General features: G+C 62.3%; 14 protein-coding genes. 2 read left to right on the forward strand and 12 right to left on the reverse strand.

Annotated elements, in window-relative coordinates; genetic code table 11:
* Positions 1–28: 28 nt before the first annotated feature.
* From GH659_RS09945 to GH659_RS09965, 5 genes are all read right to left on the reverse strand, one after another.
* The gene (locus GH659_RS09945) at positions 29–2,167 is read right to left on the reverse strand and encodes a methyl-accepting chemotaxis protein (RefSeq protein WP_153111253.1); all 2,139 of its coding nucleotides are present in this window, start codon (positions 2,165–2,167) and stop codon (positions 29–31) included.
* 122 nt (positions 2,168–2,289) lie between these two features.
* Entirely contained in the window at positions 2,290–3,579 is a 1,290-nt protein-coding gene (locus tag GH659_RS09950) for an EAL domain-containing protein (RefSeq protein ID WP_153111254.1), read from the reverse strand.
* Between the two features lie 89 nt (positions 3,580–3,668).
* Positions 3,669–4,619 carry a M48 family metalloprotease gene (locus GH659_RS09955; protein WP_153111298.1) on the reverse strand — a complete coding sequence of 317 codons (951 nt, stop codon included), beginning with the start codon at positions 4,617–4,619 and terminating at the stop codon, positions 3,669–3,671.
* A 9-nt stretch (positions 4,620–4,628) separates the two neighbouring features.
* Positions 4,629–4,961, reverse strand: coding sequence for a chaperone modulator CbpM (locus GH659_RS09960; protein ID WP_153111255.1), 333 nt, complete (start codon positions 4,959–4,961; stop codon positions 4,629–4,631).
* 2 nt (positions 4,962–4,963) lie between these two features.
* Positions 4,964–5,923 carry a DnaJ C-terminal domain-containing protein gene (locus GH659_RS09965; protein WP_153111256.1) on the reverse strand — a complete coding sequence of 320 codons (960 nt, stop codon included), beginning with the start codon at positions 5,921–5,923 and terminating at the stop codon, positions 4,964–4,966.
* 277 nt (positions 5,924–6,200) lie between these two features.
* Between GH659_RS09965 and GH659_RS09970 the strand changes: the two genes are divergently transcribed.
* Together GH659_RS09970 and GH659_RS09975 are read left to right on the forward strand one after the other, a co-directional pair.
* Entirely contained in the window at positions 6,201–7,388 is a 1,188-nt protein-coding gene (locus tag GH659_RS09970) for an FIST N-terminal domain-containing protein (RefSeq protein ID WP_153111257.1), read from the forward strand.
* The gene (locus GH659_RS09975; protein WP_153111258.1) at positions 7,381–9,579 is read left to right on the forward strand and encodes a PAS domain S-box protein; all 2,199 of its coding nucleotides are present in this window, start codon (positions 7,381–7,383) and stop codon (positions 9,577–9,579) included. The genes GH659_RS09970 and GH659_RS09975 overlap by 8 nt, the downstream gene beginning before the upstream one ends.
* Before the next feature lie 220 nt (positions 9,580–9,799).
* Here GH659_RS09975 and GH659_RS09980 read toward each other — a convergent pair whose 3' ends face one another.
* The 7 genes from GH659_RS09980 to GH659_RS10010 all read right to left on the reverse strand — a co-directional run bounded on the left by GH659_RS09980 (position 9,800) and on the right by GH659_RS10010 (position 16,476).
* Complete coding sequence (locus GH659_RS09980; protein ID WP_153111259.1) at positions 9,800–10,534, reverse strand: ZIP family metal transporter; 735 nt, start codon at positions 10,532–10,534, stop codon at positions 9,800–9,802.
* 36 nt (positions 10,535–10,570) lie between these two features.
* Entirely contained in the window at positions 10,571–11,215 is a 645-nt protein-coding gene (locus GH659_RS09985; protein ID WP_153111260.1) for a class I SAM-dependent methyltransferase, read from the reverse strand.
* Complete coding sequence (locus tag GH659_RS09990; protein WP_153111261.1) at positions 11,208–12,218, reverse strand: pyridoxal phosphate-dependent aminotransferase; 1,011 nt, start codon at positions 12,216–12,218, stop codon at positions 11,208–11,210. The genes GH659_RS09985 and GH659_RS09990 overlap by 8 nt, the downstream gene beginning before the upstream one ends.
* A 405-nt stretch (positions 12,219–12,623) precedes the next feature.
* Positions 12,624–13,736, reverse strand: coding sequence for a VIT1/CCC1 transporter family protein (locus tag GH659_RS09995; protein ID WP_153111262.1), 1,113 nt, complete (start codon positions 13,734–13,736; stop codon positions 12,624–12,626).
* Between the two features lie 10 nt (positions 13,737–13,746).
* Positions 13,747–14,934 (reverse strand): PQQ-dependent sugar dehydrogenase, encoded by a 1,188-nt coding sequence (locus GH659_RS10000; RefSeq protein WP_211364193.1) that lies wholly within the window; start codon positions 14,932–14,934, stop codon positions 13,747–13,749.
* A 265-nt stretch (positions 14,935–15,199) separates the two neighbouring features.
* Positions 15,200–16,204: a glycosyltransferase family 4 protein gene (locus tag GH659_RS10005; protein ID WP_153111263.1), complete on the reverse strand. Its 1,005-nt coding sequence runs from the start codon at positions 16,202–16,204 to the stop codon at positions 15,200–15,202.
* Positions 16,201–16,476, reverse strand: a complete 276-nt coding sequence (locus GH659_RS10010; protein ID WP_153111264.1) for a hypothetical protein — start codon at positions 16,474–16,476, stop codon at positions 16,201–16,203. Before GH659_RS10010 ends, GH659_RS10005 begins: the two co-directional genes overlap by 4 nt.
* Positions 16,477–16,487: the final 11 nt, after the last annotated feature.

Raw genomic sequence — 16,487 nt, forward strand, 5'->3', positions numbered from 1 at the left:
TTTCGGCCACTCCCCCGCCCGACTCAAATCATGCGCGATTCACCTTGAACTGCGCGGCCAGCCCCTCCAGCTTATGCACCGCGGCCGCCGTTTCTTCGAGGCTTTGCTCGGATTCGATCAGCGCCATGCGCATCGCCTCGGCCGTCCCCGCCACCGAGCGGATGTGGTGGCTGTGCGTGTTGCTGCTTTCGGCGATGTGGTTGATCGTCGACAGGACGTTATTGACCATCGTTTCCATGCCACCGCGATCGGCGACGCTCTCGACCGCCATCTTGAGCCCGGCTTCGAGTTCGCCCATGCCCTGCTGCATGGCGTCCACGGCGCGGTCGGCCTGGCCCTGCACGCCTTCGATCATGCCACCGATCTGCACGGTCGCCGTGCGCGTGCGCTCGGCGAGCTTGCGCACCTCGTCGGCGACGACGGCAAATCCGCGCCCGGCCTCGCCGGCCCGCGCCGCCTCGATGGCGGCATTGAGCGCGAGCAGATTGGTCTGGTCGGCGATTTCCTTGATGACGAGCACGATGTGGTCAATCTCCGTCGTGCTTTTCTGCAACTCGCTGATCGTCGTCGCCGAATGTGAAATCTGCTCGCGAATATCGGCCGACATCCCCTGCAAATCCTCGAACTGCTTTTGCGTCCCGCTGAACGTCCGCGCCATGTCCGAGCGCATGCTCGCCGCCTGGTTGGCGGCGGTGTTGATTTCCAGCATCTGCTCTTCAAGCGAGTCGAGAATCTGGCGCATGGAGTTGAAGACTTCCTGCGATCGTTGGCTCGTCACCCGGCTCGTCTTCACCTGCGCCTGATTGGCCGTGCTGACTTCGCCGTTGATGCCGAGAATGCGCGCCAGCATCGATTCCATGCTGTCGATCAGGCTGTTGATCCACTGCGCCGTGGCCGTGATCTCGTCACGATAGGCGCCAGGTTTTTCCAGCCGTAGCGAGAGATTACCGCCGCCCTCGGCGATGTTCTGCACCATGATCGCCATCTGGCTGATGCGGCGCGATAGACGCTTCAGAAAGAGCTGGTGGAAAAGCGACGCGCCAACCAGCAAACAACCCGCCTGTGCAAAAAGCGACTCGGCGCCGCTCAGACCGAGTCCGAGCGTCAGCGCCGCCGCGCCGCTCATGGCGAACAGACCGGTCACCAGCAGTCCCTTGCTGGCCCGGTAGCTCACCGGGCGCGGGCGATAGACCTCTTCCAAGTCCGCCTCGCACATCATGCCCCAGGTGTCGAGCGAGCCCGGCATCTGGAACGTTACGCCCTTGCCGATCACCGGGATATGGCGGTAATCGGAATAGCCGGGATAAGTCACGAACAGGTTGCTTCCCTTGCGGATCGTTTCGCGCACGCCCGGATGCAGTCGCCCGGTCGCCGGATCGTTGAAGACGAGTTCGAATTCGGTGTGATCCTTGACCCGCACGACGCCGAAATCGGTCTTGACGCCGTCCTTGAGGTTGTCGCCGAGCGAAAACGAGCGATCCTCGAAGCGCGAGCGCGACAGCGCCACGCCGGGCTGGATGCTGCCATCGAGCACAGCTCTGGCCATGAACAGGTAGTTGTCGCCCGATTCGTGGAAGACGTGGCCACCCTCGCGCTGAATCAGGTCGCCGACCACATCGTTCGGCACGCGGACGCAGAGGATGGCGCGCAGCTGCCCGTCGCGCACGACCGGCCGCAAGAACAGCAGGGTCACGGCGTCGTGAAAGTTGGAACTGCTCGGCCCGATTTCCAGCGTCAGCGGATCGACGTAGGGGCCGTAAAGAAGCGGCTGTTTGGCGGCGAGATCCAGCACCCGCGACGGCACGCTGCTTTTTCCCTTGTGCTGCGCGTAGCTCGACGCGATCACGCTCCCCTTGGGATCGAGCACAAAGAGTTCCGAGCAGTCGCGGCAAATGCGCAGCCGCGCCGCCAGCCAGTCGCCGGTCAGCGCCTTCTCGCAGGGCAGCGAACGCGCAAATCCTTCCAGATGGGCCCATTGCTGGTTGGCCCAATCGGTCAGGATGCGCACGCGCGTCTGGGCGACGCCTTCGAACGCCGTTTCCAGCCACGGATAACGCTGCCTATTGAGAAGCGTGGCCCAGCGCATGACCACTTTGCCCGTTTTCCCGAACCACGGTAGCCAGCCTTTTTCTTCCGTCGAAAGCGCCATCGAATCACTTGCCAACATTCAGAACTCCCTTTTTGAACTGTTTTGTCTTAAAAAACACGTAGCGACCATGACAAACGCACCATGCTGGTGCCATGTGCGCACCAATCGTGTGCCAGCCTGATCAACTTCTATGGATGAACTTAGGGATTGCGCAGATCGCCGCAGATGACGCACGTCCGGTCGCCGATCTTGAAGCTGACGGAAACCGTGATGCATAGCCGCGCGCTGGATACCGACAGATACGGCCGCGTCACCTGCACACGCCCGAAGTTCTCGATGGCGCGGCGGAAATACGGGCTGCGCGCCCAGCGGGCACCGCTCGAATCCCACAGCGGCGCGAGACGCAGATCCTTGTCCGGACTGAACTCGGCCGACCATTCGTTGACGCCGATCTGGCGCCCCTCGTGGTCGAGCAGATAGCAGAAATCGGCCAGCGGCAGTTCGAGGAACGACGCGCACGCCTCGGCCACCGGGCGCCCGGCGGAAAGGAGTACGGAGGCATAGCCGATGGCGTTTATGTACGGAGACAAATACTCCTTGTGCTGCTTGCGATCCTTGCGCCAGTTGTCTTCGAACGTCGCCCACAATTTGCCGACCAGTTCGTCCGTCTCGTCACTGACGCACGGCTCGGGGGCCGGTTTTCCAAACAGATAGCCTTGGGCGAAATCGGCATCGGCATCAAGCGCAATGCACGCCTCTTCCGCCGTTTCGATGCCTTCGACCAGCACCATCGCCCCGGCTTCGTGCAACAGCGACACGACTTGCGGCAACAGACGCCGGATCTGGCGACTGCTTGCCGACTGCACGATCAGGCTGCGGTCGAGCTTGACGATCTGCGGCCGGATCTTCCAGACGCGGTCGAAATTCGAGCTGCCGGCGCCGAAATCGTCGAGCGCGATCAGGCAGCCCAAATCGCGGAAATAAGCGACTGCCGATTCGAAATCGCGGTCATCGCGCACATGCTCTTCGAGCACCTCAATGACCAGCCGGTGCGGCGGGAAACCGAGCTCCTCGAGCAGATTGGCGAAGAAACGCCCCTCCTGCGCCTTGCGCGAGTTCAGGAACACCTCCGGCGTCATGTTGAGGAAAAGCCAGCTGCGCTCGTCGGCTACACCGAGGTAATTGCGCAAGTGCAGGCGATGGCTCAGCCGGTCCAGCCGCGAGCGCCCGTCGGCGGGGAGACTTCCAAAAAGGGAATAAGGAGAAAACGGCGCTCCGCTTTCCGTTTTCGACCGCAACAGCGCCTCGTAACCGATGGGACGCTGATGGGACAACCCATAAATCGGCTGAAAATGGCTGGTCAGCGTATAGCCGCCAAACTGGGCGGTTTGCGAAGAAAGGCCGGCGAAACCGGCGCAATCGGTAAACGGACGGGCAGCATGAATGGAACTGCTACGGCAATGACTTGCCGTTGAAACCTGAAACTGCATTTTTTGCCTTGGCTCATGCAAAAATCGGAAGCAGCCAATAAGCAATTAACAGGCCAGAAAAAAGTTCAACTTTTTGCGGACTTTTTCAGTCAGTGCCACAAACCACCGATCGTCCACCGCGGATGCGAGCGGACACGGCTGGCCAGCGCCCCCGGTTCATAAAGCGTTCGCTCCATCCCGGCATCGAGCCGATCACCTTCGGGAGCGAGTTCGAGCAGGCGACGGATGCGCTCTTCCGTCGCCGGGTGAGTGCGTAGCCAGGACGGTTCCGGGTTGCCCCAACCGGGCATGAGGAGGCTGCGCCACGACCGGCTGCCGCGTTCGATGCGCGCCAATGCCGAAGCCAGTCCGCGCGGATCGCCGGTCAACGCCGCCGCCGTGAGGTCGGCATCGAATTCACGCACGCGCGACAGGCCAAGCTGCGAAAGCATGGCCAAGTGCGGCGCGAAAACCAGCAGCAAGAACGCAGGCCAGTTGATTTCCCCCTCGCCGCTCGCCCACAGCGGCAACGAAAAAAGGATCATGAACTGGCCGAGCAAGGCGAAAACGCTGGTCAGGCGGCTGACGTAATCGGCCAGCCCCATGACGCGCAAGTCGCCGTGCGCGATATGCGCCGTCTCGTGCGCCAGCACGCCGGCAATTTCGCGCGGCGTCAGTTGTTCCAGCAGCCCATGCGTCAGCGCAATCGCCGACTCGCGCCGGTTGCCGACGGTAAAGGCGTTAATGAACGGACTCGGCACGTAATACAGTTCGGGCACAGCGGGCAATTCGGCCCTTCCGGCGATTTCCTCCATCAGCCGCCAGAGACCGGGCGCAGCGTGCGGATGGATCGGCCGCGCGCGATACAGGCGCAAGGTCAGCCGCGCTGTCGACGGCTCGACCAGCAGGGCGATCGCGCTGGCGACCAGCGCCACCCACAGACCATCCGGCCCGGTCAGCAGATAGCCGGCCAGCGCGCCAATGCCGAGCATCGCCCCGATCAGCAGCGCCGTCTGGAGCCGGTTGCTCCACGCGTGTCGCTGCCAGCGCTCGGACAGCATCGACACGCCTCACCCGCGCCGCGACGGACGGTTGGCGATTCGACGCAGCTCGTCCATCTCTTCGAGAAGATCGGCGACCAGCGCCGCCAATTCGGGCACCGCATCGAAGTCACGCTCAAGTTCGCGCATGCGCCGGACGCGCTGCAGGCTGGCGGCGGAAAGACGCCAGATGCCGGCCACGCGCTCGGCACCGGGGAGCAAGCCTTCGTCGATGTGGTACAGCAACCAGTCGGTTTCGACGCGGCACGCCAACGCCATTTGTTCGAGCGTCAGCCAGCTCTCTTCGAGCAAAGTGCCGACCAGGATGTCGGCAGGAAACTCGCGTAATTCTCTTTCGTGCATGATCAACTCCCGAACGGGCGGCGTGGATTGAAGGCCCGTGGATTAAAATCCATCTCGCGTGCCATCGTTTCATAGAGCTGCCGCGCTTTCGGCGTATCGGCAGGCGGCAACACCACCTGCAAGGCAAGAATCAGGTCGCCCGGCGGATTGCCGGGGATCCCCTTGCCACGCACGCGCAACGTCCCGCCGCTCTGCGCCCCGGCCGGCACGCGCACGTTCAGATGACTGCCCGGCAGATCGACGCCGACGACCGCGCCCAACGCCGCTTCCCACGGCGTCACCGGCAGATCGAGATGCAGGTTGCGCCCCTCGGCGCGCAACCGCTCATGCGGACGGAAGTGGACTTCGAGCAGCAAATCGCCGGAGAGCGCCCCGTTCAATCCGGGCGCTCCCTGCCCGGCCAGCCGGATCACCTGTCCTTCGCGCACGCCGGCCGGGATCTTCACGTTCAGCGTACGCGTCTCAAGGGAGACGTGCCCCTGCGCGTCGATCGTCGGAACGCGCAGCGAAATCTGCCGCGTCGCGCCAAGAAAAGCGTCCTCGATGTCGAGCAACACCTTGGCGTGATGGTCTTCGCCACGTCTCCTGGATGCGTCGCGATGCGGGCGGAACTGCCCGCCCATCTGGCCGAACAGTTGCGAGAAGAAGTCGCTGAAATCGGCCGCCTCGCCGGGCGAAAAACCGTGCGTCGAGAATTCGAAACCGGCGTCCCAGTCGGGCGGCGGACGGAAATCCTGCCCCGGCTGATAGCCCTGTCCAACCTGATCGTAGGCAGCGCGCCGCTCGGGATCGGACAGCACCGTGTACGCCTCATTGAGCTCCTTCATCCGCGACTCGGCGTCGGGCTCCCTGGATACGTCGGGGTGATACTTGCGCGCCAGCTTGCGGAAGGCCTTCTTGATCTCCTCCGCCGTCGCCTCGCGTTTGACACCCAAAGTCTGGTAATAGTCCTTGAATTGCATGAAAGCTCCATTTCTACGGGCTCTCGAATGGCCGCTACGTTCTCAAAATGGCACCGCTCATCGGGTAATTCAAGACCACCGATGCAATAGCGAAGTCCGCCGAAACCTTTCCCAAACCTTTCCCCACAGGTAGACGGCGTCAGATTCGTTTCATACACTGCAGAAACTGTTGCCTGCGGTCGCCGCGCTTATCCCGACGTTCTACGGGCAACAAGACAAAGCCGCACCAAGACCAACAAGGCATTCAGGGAAAAACGTCAAAGAGGAGGTATCCGGCATGAGTTGTCAAACCGGCATCCTGAGGGGGCAGTCCCACGCCCGCGACGCACGCGAAGCGGTGCGCGAGTTTCACGCCGCCGTCAACCAGCCGGACACGGCACTGGTGCTGTTCTTTTGTTCGAGCACTTACGATCTCGACGTTATCGCCGATGAAATGCAGCGCCGTTTTGCCGGCGTCCAGGTCGTTGGATGCACAACGGCTGGCGAAATCGGCCCGGCGGGTTACGTCAGCGCCACGCTCAACGGCGCGAGTTTTCCTGCCAGCCATTTCAGGGCCGTCAGCGGCTGCATCGAAAACCTCCAGAGTTTTCAAGCGGTGCAAGGCCAGGAACTCGTGCATCAGCTCAAGCAGCGTCTGGCCGCAGAGCCAGCCGGCCCGAAAAATGGCAAGTGCGTCGCCCTGCAACTGATCGACGGACTTTCGGTGCGCGAGGAGCCCGTCACCCGCAGCCTGCAAAGTGCGCTCGGCGGCACACCGCTCGTCGGCGGCTCGGCCGGCGACGACATGGGCTTACAACACACCCGCATCTATTTCGGCGGCCGCTTTCTATCCGACACGGCCGTACTCGTCCTGCTCGCCACACCGCTCCCTTTCGCGCCGTTCATGACCCACCACTTCGAGCCGATGAACGAACGGCTGGTCGTTACCGCCGCCGATCCCGCCCGCCGCATCGTTTACGAACTGAACGGACGCCCCGCCGCAAAAGAATTCGCGAATATTCTCGGCCTCGCCGAGCGGGAACTCGACATCAGCCACTTCGCCTGCCACTCCGTTTCAGTCCTCGTGAACGATGAAAGCCATGTCCGTTCAGTCCAGAAAATCAATGGAGACGGTAGCCTCACTTTCTTCTGCGCCATTGAGCGCGGGCTGGTGCTGCGGGCCACCCGCAGCAAGGACCTGCTAAAGAACCTCGAACAGCTTTTTTCACGCATCCACGCCGAAATCGGCCCGCCACATTTCATCCTTGGTTTCGACTGCATACATCGCCGTCTGGACATCGAATGCAACGCCGACCGTGATCGAATCGTCGAATTGCTCGTCAATAACGGCACCACCGGCTTTTGCACCTACGGCGAGCAATACCGCGGCGCGCACATGAACCAGACATTTGTCGGCGTGGCGTTTGGGGGCTCATTGCCCGTCGACGCTCCGCTCCAGATAGCAGAAGAGTCAAACCATGCGTAAGCAAGATTGCACCACGATGGGCGAGGCGGAACTCCACGCCGAAATCGCCCGTCTGCACAAGATCATCGACGCCCTGATGGACCGCGCCGAACAGGCCGGACGCTTTGAAGACTCCGATTTCACCCTTTTCCAGACGGCGATCATGCTGGAAGACCGCGTCAGGCTGCGCACCTCGGAACTGGAAAACGCCCTGCACGAGATCGAACGCATCAACGTTAGCCTGCGCGAGTCGGAAGAGCGCTTTGCCCGCATGTTCCGCGACCACGCAGCCGTCATGCTGCTCATCGAACCGGAAAGCGGCCGAATCCTCGACGCAAACCAGGCCGCGATCCGTTTTTACGGTTACCCGCCCGACGTGCTGATCGGCATGCGGACGAGCGACATCAACATGCTTCCGACCAGTCAGATCGAGAGCGAACGCCGCGCCGCAGCGGTCGGCACAAAAAGCACGTTTATCTTTCCGCACCGCATCGCCTCGGGCGAGATACGGACGGTTGAAGTCCACAGCGCCCCCATCACGGCACGCGGCACGACCCAGCTTTTTTCCATCATTCACGACATCACCGAACGCAAGGAAGCCGAGGCCAAACTGCTGATGAGCGATCTGGCGCTCAACACCATTACGCAAGGCGTGGTCACCATCGATGCCGACGGCCGCTTCCTGAGCGTCAACAACGCCTTTTCCGCAATTACCGGCTACGAGGAGGAGGAAATACTCGGCCGCACCTACCATTCCCTGCACGGGCCGCTGACCGAGCCGAACGCCGACGAAGCCATCGCCAGCGCCTTCAGGAACGGCAAACCGTTTGTCGGCGAACTGATCAACTACCGCAAGGATGGCAGCACCTTCTGGAACGAGTTGTGTCTGCTGCCGGCCTATCAGGAACCGGGACAGCCAATCCGCTTCATCGGCGTCATCCGCGACATCACCGCGCAAAAACAAACGCTGGCCGAACTTGAACAACACCGGAACCACCTCGAAGACCTCGTCTTCGCGCGCACCTCTGAACTCGCCGAAGCGCGCGATGCGGCGGAAGCGGCGAACCGGGCCAAGAGCATCTTTCTCGCCAACATGAGCCACGAGTTGCGCACGCCGCTCAACGGCATCCTCGGCATGACCGACCTGGCCCTGCGCCGGGCCACCGATCTGGTCCAGATCGATCAGCTGGAAAAAAGCACCCGCGCCTCGCGGCATCTGCTGGCCATCATCAACGACATTCTCGACATTTCCCGGATCGAGGCCGACCGCCTGACGCTCGAAGAAAATGATTTCCGGCTCGTCGAGGTGTTCAACGAAGCGTTTCTCATGCACGAAGAACGCGCCCGCGCCAAGGGCATCGCCCTCTCGCTGCACATCTCGCCTGACCTGCCCGCGGCCCTCTGCGGCGATTCCCTGCGGCTCAAGCAGACGCTGATCAACTTCATCGACAACGCGATCAAGTTTTCCGCCCACGGCGAAATCCGGGTTGAAGCCTATCCCGCCGAAGTAGAACACCGGAGCGACGAACTCCTGTTACGCGTCGACGTCACCGATCAGGGCATCGGCCTGACACCGGAGCAACAAACCCGCCTATTCCGCCCCTTTACCCAAGCCGACAATTCGATGACCCGCCGCTTTGGCGGCACCGGACTCGGGCTGACCATCGCCAAGCGACTGGCCAACCTGATGGGCGGCACCGTCGGCGTCACCAGCCGCCCCGGACGCGGCAGCACCTTCTGGTTTACCGCCCGCCTGCGCTACGCGCAAAGCACGCCATCGGTCGCCACTCGCAGCACTTCCGGCGCACGCGCTACGCCTTGCGCCCCGTCGGTGACTCACCGCATCCTCGTCGCCGAGGACGACCCGGTCAGTCAGGAAGTCATCCAGTTCCTGCTGGAAGATGCCGGCATGCACGCCGACATCGCCCGCGACGGCCAGGAAGCGGCCGAAAAAGCACGGACAAACGACTACGCGCTGATCCTGCTCGACATCCAGATGCCCATCATGGACGGACTGGAAGCTTGCCGACGCATCCGCCAGCTGCCCGACCGCCCCCGCCTGCCGATACTCGCCATGACCGCCAACGCCTTCGCCGAAGACCGCGAACGCTGCCTCGCCGCCGGCATGGACGACCACATCGCCAAGCCCGTCGATCCGGACAACCTCATCGCAACCCTGCAACGCTGGCTAAAACCGCCGTCGGAGCACTAAAAAACAAACGCTGCCTCAGGCAGGCCTGGCTCAACTATCGGAGGTAATCCCATCCGTCAGCTGGAACTGAACAAGGCGTTCACGCTGCTGGAACCGGGACCGGTGCTCCTCGTGACAACCGAAGTTGGCGAGAAAGACAACATCATGACCATCTCGTGAACCATGATGAAGAATTTCACTCCGGTATCCGCCACAGGCCACGCGCCATGCGCCGTCGTGCTCAGAGCTTGGAGGCGACGATGATGGCGCTCACCAACACACCGCCCGCAAGGGCCACCAGGCTCAATTCCTTCTTCTCCCGCTCTGCCCTCGGCAACAGGTGGGTAGCGCCCACATAGATCAGGGCGCCCGCCGAAAGGGCAAGCAGAGCGCCCAAGGTCTCTCGATCAATGACGCTGATAAGCGGATAGGACATTAACATTCCAAGCGGTGTAGTCGCGGCGGCGGCCAGGAAGGCCATGACCATCGCCTTGCGTTCGTCGAAGCCGCCACGCACCAGTAGCAGGTAAGTGATGATGCCCTCCGGGAATTCGTGCAGCACCATGCCCAGAGTGGCCAAATAGCCGGTAAGAATGCTGACGGTGAAGGCGATGGAATAGATAAAGCCGTCGATGAAGGAATGAAAGCCGATGCCCAGCATGGGAACGACGCCGATGGCGTATTCTGTATTCTTCGGGTCTCGCTCGCATACGAAGGCGGTGAGGAAGCGGTTGAACAGGTGCAGCCCCAGGAAGCCGGCCAACAGCCAGACCGGCGCTTCGGGATTCATGGAGAGGGACTTCGGGATGATGTGCAGAAAAGAGGCTGAGATCAGCACCCCGGCGGCAAAGCACATGAAATAGGTAGTGTTTCGATATCCCCAATCAGCGAAGCGCCGGATGGTGTAGATACCCAGGGAGGTGACCAAAGCGGCGACGGTGCTGGTGGCCAGTGCCGTCCAAAATGTGTTTCCCATATCTGTCCTCTCCCACTGTGGCGGAATAGTGCCCGATCAGAGCTGGCCTTTACGATTGCTTGCCGCCACCACCACGAATGCGCATTGTCCGTAACCCCGCCGCAGAGGTTCGATCTCCCTCGTCTCGGCCAGGGGCCTCCCTAATGTCTGGCCCCAGGCATCCACCGCAAAGTCGGCCTCCAGCAGCAGACGCGCCACCTCGTTGGCAGAATAGAACGTGGCCTCGCGATAGAACACGTTTTCAGCCTGATGCGCCCGATAGTCCAAGCCTAGAGCACTGTCACGGTCAACGAAGCCGATCACCAGACGGCCACCTGGCCTGAGCACTCTGCGCGCCTCAACGAGCATCCTTTCCGGAGAATCGACAAAGCAGAGGGTGGTGACTACCAGGACATGGTCGAATGCATCGGCTTGGAAAGGCAGATCCTCCGCCACGCCCTGCACGGCCGCGATGCCGCGCGCTGCGGCGAGGGCAAGCATCGCCGCAGCAGGATCCACTCCCACCTGTACGCCCAGCGGCGCGGCAAAGCGACCGCTGCCGACCCCGATCTCGAGGCCCAGTCCCTCCCAAGGCAAGAAGGGACGCAAGGCGAGCAACTCCGAAACATAGGCAGCCTCATGTCTGCCGAACCACGCCTCGTATCGCTCGTGGTGGGCCTCGAAGGTGGCGGCTCTAGGCATGGTCAAGCAACTCCCGCAGGGCGGTGATAAAGCGACGGTTGTCCTCGGGCAGCGCCGTGGTGATGCGCATATACCCGGGGCCGAGCAACGGGTCGTTCAGGGGCTTGACGAGGATGTCCAGCGCCTTGAGGCTGGCCGAGAGCGTTGCTGCGTCATGGGGCGCGAAGTCGGCGAGGAAGAAATAGGTCTGGGTCGGGAAGGTACGCACGCCCAGGGCGCGCAGCGCCGCCGCGAGTTCCTCGGTCCATTCCCGTAACTGCACGCTGCGGGCGCGGATCTTTTCCTCGTGCAACAAGGTCGCGATGGCCGCCGCCTCGCTCGGCCGGGTCAATGGATAGGCGTCGTTATGGCCGTTCAGGTCGTCGGCGACGGCCCCGGGGAAGACGCCGTAGCCGATGCGGAAACCGGCAAGGCTGTGCGCCTTGGACAGGGTGCGAGTCACCAACAGGTTGGAAAATTCAGGCACCCGGTGCGCGACCGACTGCCCGGCAAGACCGATGAAGGCTTCATCCACCAGAAACAGGGTCTTGGGGTGACGACGCAACAGGTCCGGTAGCGGCGACATATCGAAGACGCCACCGTTGGGGTTATTTGGGTTGACGATGACCGCAAGGGTAGTGCCCTCGGGGATGTCCAGATCGGCCAGATCGAAGGCAAAGTCCCTGTCCGGCGGCAAGCGCTGTTCCGTGTAGTGCCGGGCGATCTCGGGAAAGAGCACATAGGTCGGCGTAAGCAGGTGCACCTGCTGGCCAAAGCGATCGAACAACTGGCGCAGAATCAACTCGGAACCGGCGTTGATGTGGATGAACCGTTGAGGGATACCCAATCGCTCGCTGATCAGGCTGCGCAAGGGCGCCGAATATGGCTCGGTGTAATAGTTGCTGCGTGGCACCTCGGCTCGGGCCGCTGCGATTGCCTCTTCAATCGGTGGCAGGGGGTTTTCGCATAGCAGGAGCTTTATACCCTGGAAGGTACCACCGCCTTTTTCCGCCTGACTCGTCATGTTTCCGTCCTATCCAAAGAGGCGAAACGGGAAGGCGCGCCGCATCGGGGGCTGCACTCATTCAAGCCCCCGCATGGAACTGTCTGGCAGCAAGTTGGGACAGATGCGCTCACCCCGCGCCATTTTTGTATCCCCCCGCTCCTTCAAGGAGACCCCGTTGGGTGGATTTCTGCTCAAAGAGACATGATCCTCTTCTCAGTCCGGGAATTTTTTCTCCTTTTTGCAGAAGTGCGACTGGCATATTTACCATAGCCAGAGAATCCCCTTTTGTCCAACTCACTACTTGGCCTCACCGGACCAGCGCGCACTTTTATCTGAGCGGAAGAACCCCAGTCATGTAGCAGGCCTGGCGTTACCCTGATTAGCCGCCCTGGACCCTGAATTTCAAGACAGCCAGAACCGCCCTCAGGCAATCGACGCCCCGAACATAATACCGACGCCAAAGGTAATCGCCGCCGCCACGCCGCCGAACAGGACTTGGCGCAGGGCCGAATAGCTGAAGCTGCGGCCGTTGAAAAGCGCCGTGACCATGCCGACCGCCCCAAGCCCGAGCAGACTCAACGCAACACTGGCAGCAATGGCTGTCGAGTTTTCCAGCCACATGAAGGGAGCTACAGGGAAAATCGCGCCGAGCGCGAAGAGCAGCAGGGAAACGCCGGCGGCGCTCCACGGATTGCCGCCCAGCTCGGCCGGGTCGATGCCGAGTTCCTCGCGCACCAGCGTATCGAGCGCCGTTTCGCGGTTTTCCATTACCTTGGCGGCGATCTGCACGGCCTGGTCGCGCGCGATGCCCTTGGCCTGATAGATCAGCGCCAGTTCCTTTTTCTCGGCTTCCGGCGTCTGTTCCAGCTCTTCGGCTTCCTTGTCGATCTGGGTACGCGCCAGTTCGCGGGCGTTGGTCACCGACAACCACTCGCCAAGCGCCATCGACAGGGCACCGGCCACCAAACCCGCCAGTCCGGTCAAAAGAACGGTCGGCGAGGCGCTGCCGGCCCCGGCAACGCCCATCACGAGGCAAAAATTGGAAACGAGGCCGTCATTGACGCCGAGCACCGCCGCGCGCAGTTCGTTGCCGGACGCGCCGCGGTGCCAGCTTTCCGCCCGTACGATGTCCGAGCCATCCGCCGCCATCCCGGCATGGCCGGCCGCCGCGCGGATCACCGCCGCATGCCCCTGCTCTTCGGCAGAAAGCGCCAACGCATCGGGCTGGCCAGCGTATTTATTACGGTCGGAATATTCATTGGCCGCCACCACCGGCAGAACGAAAGTCGGCCCGAAATACCGTGCGAGGCGGATCATGAACCGTGTCTTGAGGCCCGGCCGCTCGGGAAAATCGCGCACGCCGGCCGCCAGCAGCTTGCCGCGCCAGACATCGGCGTGCTCGTTTTCGGCCTGTGCGAGTTGCAAAAACAAATCCTTGCGCGTTGGATCGGCCTCCGATTCGGCGAGGGCGGCATAGAGCGCGGCACCGTCGATCTCGTCCTGAAGATTGTCGCGATAACGTTGAATCTCACCCATACGTTTCTCCTTACAAAGGGCGCGAAGTCAGGCGGCCGGTGCCCGGGACGGGATCGAGGCGGATCAGGCGCCCGCGCGCCTCGTCCGTCAGAAGGTAAATCCGCCCATCCGGCCCGCTGCGAACGTCGCGGATACGCCCGACCTTGCCTTCCAGAAAACGCTCTTCGCTGACGACGCGCTCGCCATCCAGTTCCAGGCGTACGAGCATCTGTCCGCGCAAGGCACCGACGAACAGGCTGCCGCGCCAAGCCGGGAACTCATCGCCGGTATAGAAGGCCATGCCGGACGGGGCGATGGACGGCGTCCATTGCAGCAGCGGCTGTTCCATCCCCGGCTTTGCCGTGCCCTCGCCGATCCGCGTGCCGGTCACGTAATTACGGCCATGGGTGATTACCGGCCAACCGTAATTCGCGCCGGCCCGGATGATGTTGATCTCGTCGCCACCCTGCGGGCCGTGCTCGTGAATCCAGAGCCGACCGCTTTCCGGATGTAGCGCCGCACCCTGGATGTTACGGTGCCCGTAGGTGTATTTCTCCGGCAGCGCGCCTTGCCGGTCGACGAACGGGTTGCCCACCGGAACGCGACCATCGTCGTGCAGCCGGATCACCGAGCCGGCGTGGTCGTCGAGCCGTTGCGCCCGTTCCATCTCGCCGCGGTCGCCGAGCGTGATGTAGAGATAGCCTTGGCGGTCGAAGACGAGGCGCGAACCGAAGTGATGCCCAGAGACTGTTTTCGGCCGCATCGAGAAGATGACTTTCACGTCACGCAATGCATGGCCGTCCAGCCGCGCCCGCAACACCTCGGTCCCATACCCGCCCGTTCCGCGGGCGGCGTAAGAAAGATACAACCAGCCGTTCTTCGCAAAATCGGGGTGCAACGCCACATCGAGCAAGCCGCCCTGATTGACGGCGGCGATGGAAGGCAGCCCCGAAACCGGGCGCGGGTCAAGCTGGCCAGCGGCCGTCACCGCGCGCAAGCGCCCGGGGCGCTCGGTCACCAGCATCCGCCCATCGGGCAGGAAAGCCATTCCCCAGGGATGTTCAAGCCCTTCGGCAACAACGACGGTCTGGAAGGATGATTCGGCGGGCTCGACCGATAGGGCCGGACCAACCGCCCCAAGCAACGCCAGAAACATTGCTACCGTGTGGAAAATCGGGTGCCGAAGGCGTAGCAGGGCGAAAGACTGTCGGTTATTCATAGCACCCCCGATCAAGCATCCCCAAATCGCAAGCAAGAAGCTGAGCGAGCCGACCTAGCCGCCAGCAGGTGGTCATGATGGATCAAAACGACCTGAGAGAATCCGTCGTTCCGGACTTGATCCGGAATCCACCGGAATGACGTGGTTATCCTTGGCTTTCAACATGACGGACTACCGACAAGAAAAACCGCGGCCCTTCTCTACACGATAGCAAAAACCAGCCTGCTTTCTATCTTGAGATTCGCTAACAGCCCAGATGCAACCCTCAACGACCGGGGATCAACTGCAACGCCGCCAGCATCTGCTCGGTGGCCGCGGGCCAGGAGAATTGCTCGGCTCTTTTCCGGGCCGCTTCCCGCGACAGAAAGAGCGCCTTCAGGCAGGCCGTCCCCAGATCGGAATGCATCACGCCACCGTCCGATTCGCCGATGACGTCGATCGGCCCCGGCACGGGAAACGCCGCGACCGGCGTCCCGCAGGCCATCGATTCGACAATCACCAATCCGAAAGTATCGGTCACGCTGGGAAACACCATCACATCGGCCGAGCGGTACAGGCGCGCCAGCGACTCGCCCTTATGCACGCCAAACCAGCGCGCTTCCGGATAGCGCGCCTGCAGCCGCGCCCGCTCCGGGCCGTCGCCGACGACCCATTTCTCGCCCGGCAAATCGAGATCGAGAAATGCATCGACCTGTTTTTCGACGGCAATCCTGCCAACATAGAGGAACACCGGCCGACCCGGCGTTTTCTCGCGCTCGCCAATGTGGCTGAACAGTTCAAGATCGACACCGCGCGACCAAAGACGAGCGCCGCGAAAACCGCGCGCCAGCAAGTCGTCCACAATGGCTGGCGTCGGCGCCAGCGTAAACCGTGCGGCGTTATGGAAACGACGCAGCAGCCGGTACGTCCAGTCGGCAGGAATCCGGAAACGGGCTTCGACGTATTCGGGAAAGCGGCTGTGGTAGGCCGTGGTAAACGGCCAGCCGCGCTTGATCGCGATCTGCCGCGCCATCCATCCGAGCGGCCCCTCGGTGGCAATGTGCAGGCAATCGGGGGAAAAACAGTCGATCCGGCGCGCCAGCGCGCGCGGCGTGGTCATCGCCAGCCGGATTTCGGGATAGGTCGGACAGGGCACGGAACGGAACTCCTGCGGCGAGATAAGCCCGGTTTCGTGCCCGCGCCGTTCGAGTTCCCACCGCGTCATCCGTAGCGTACGCACAACGCCGTTGACTTGAGGCTCCCACGCATCGCTCACAATCAGAACCTTCATGCCGTCTCCCTGGTCGAGGCGGCGCCGAAGCCGAGCATTTCCTTGACGCAATACGGGATGGTTTTGGCGGTGCTGCTCGCACGGATACGCTGGTTCTGTTCGGTGATCAAGCGCCCGAAGTCATCGCGCCGGGCCGGACTGGTCCGGCCATGTTCGAGACTCTTGCGGCACCGCCACCGCTTGGCGCCTTTGGTCTCGACAAGGGTCATTTCAGCCGCCGGATGGTAACGCCGGCAGTGATAGCAAAACACGTCGTCCGTGATCGTAATCATCGCAGTCCCTT

It is taken from the genome of Propionivibrio limicola, assembly GCF_009469695.1.
In the GTDB taxonomy this organism is placed as follows: domain Bacteria; phylum Pseudomonadota; class Gammaproteobacteria; order Burkholderiales; family Rhodocyclaceae; genus Propionivibrio; species Propionivibrio limicola.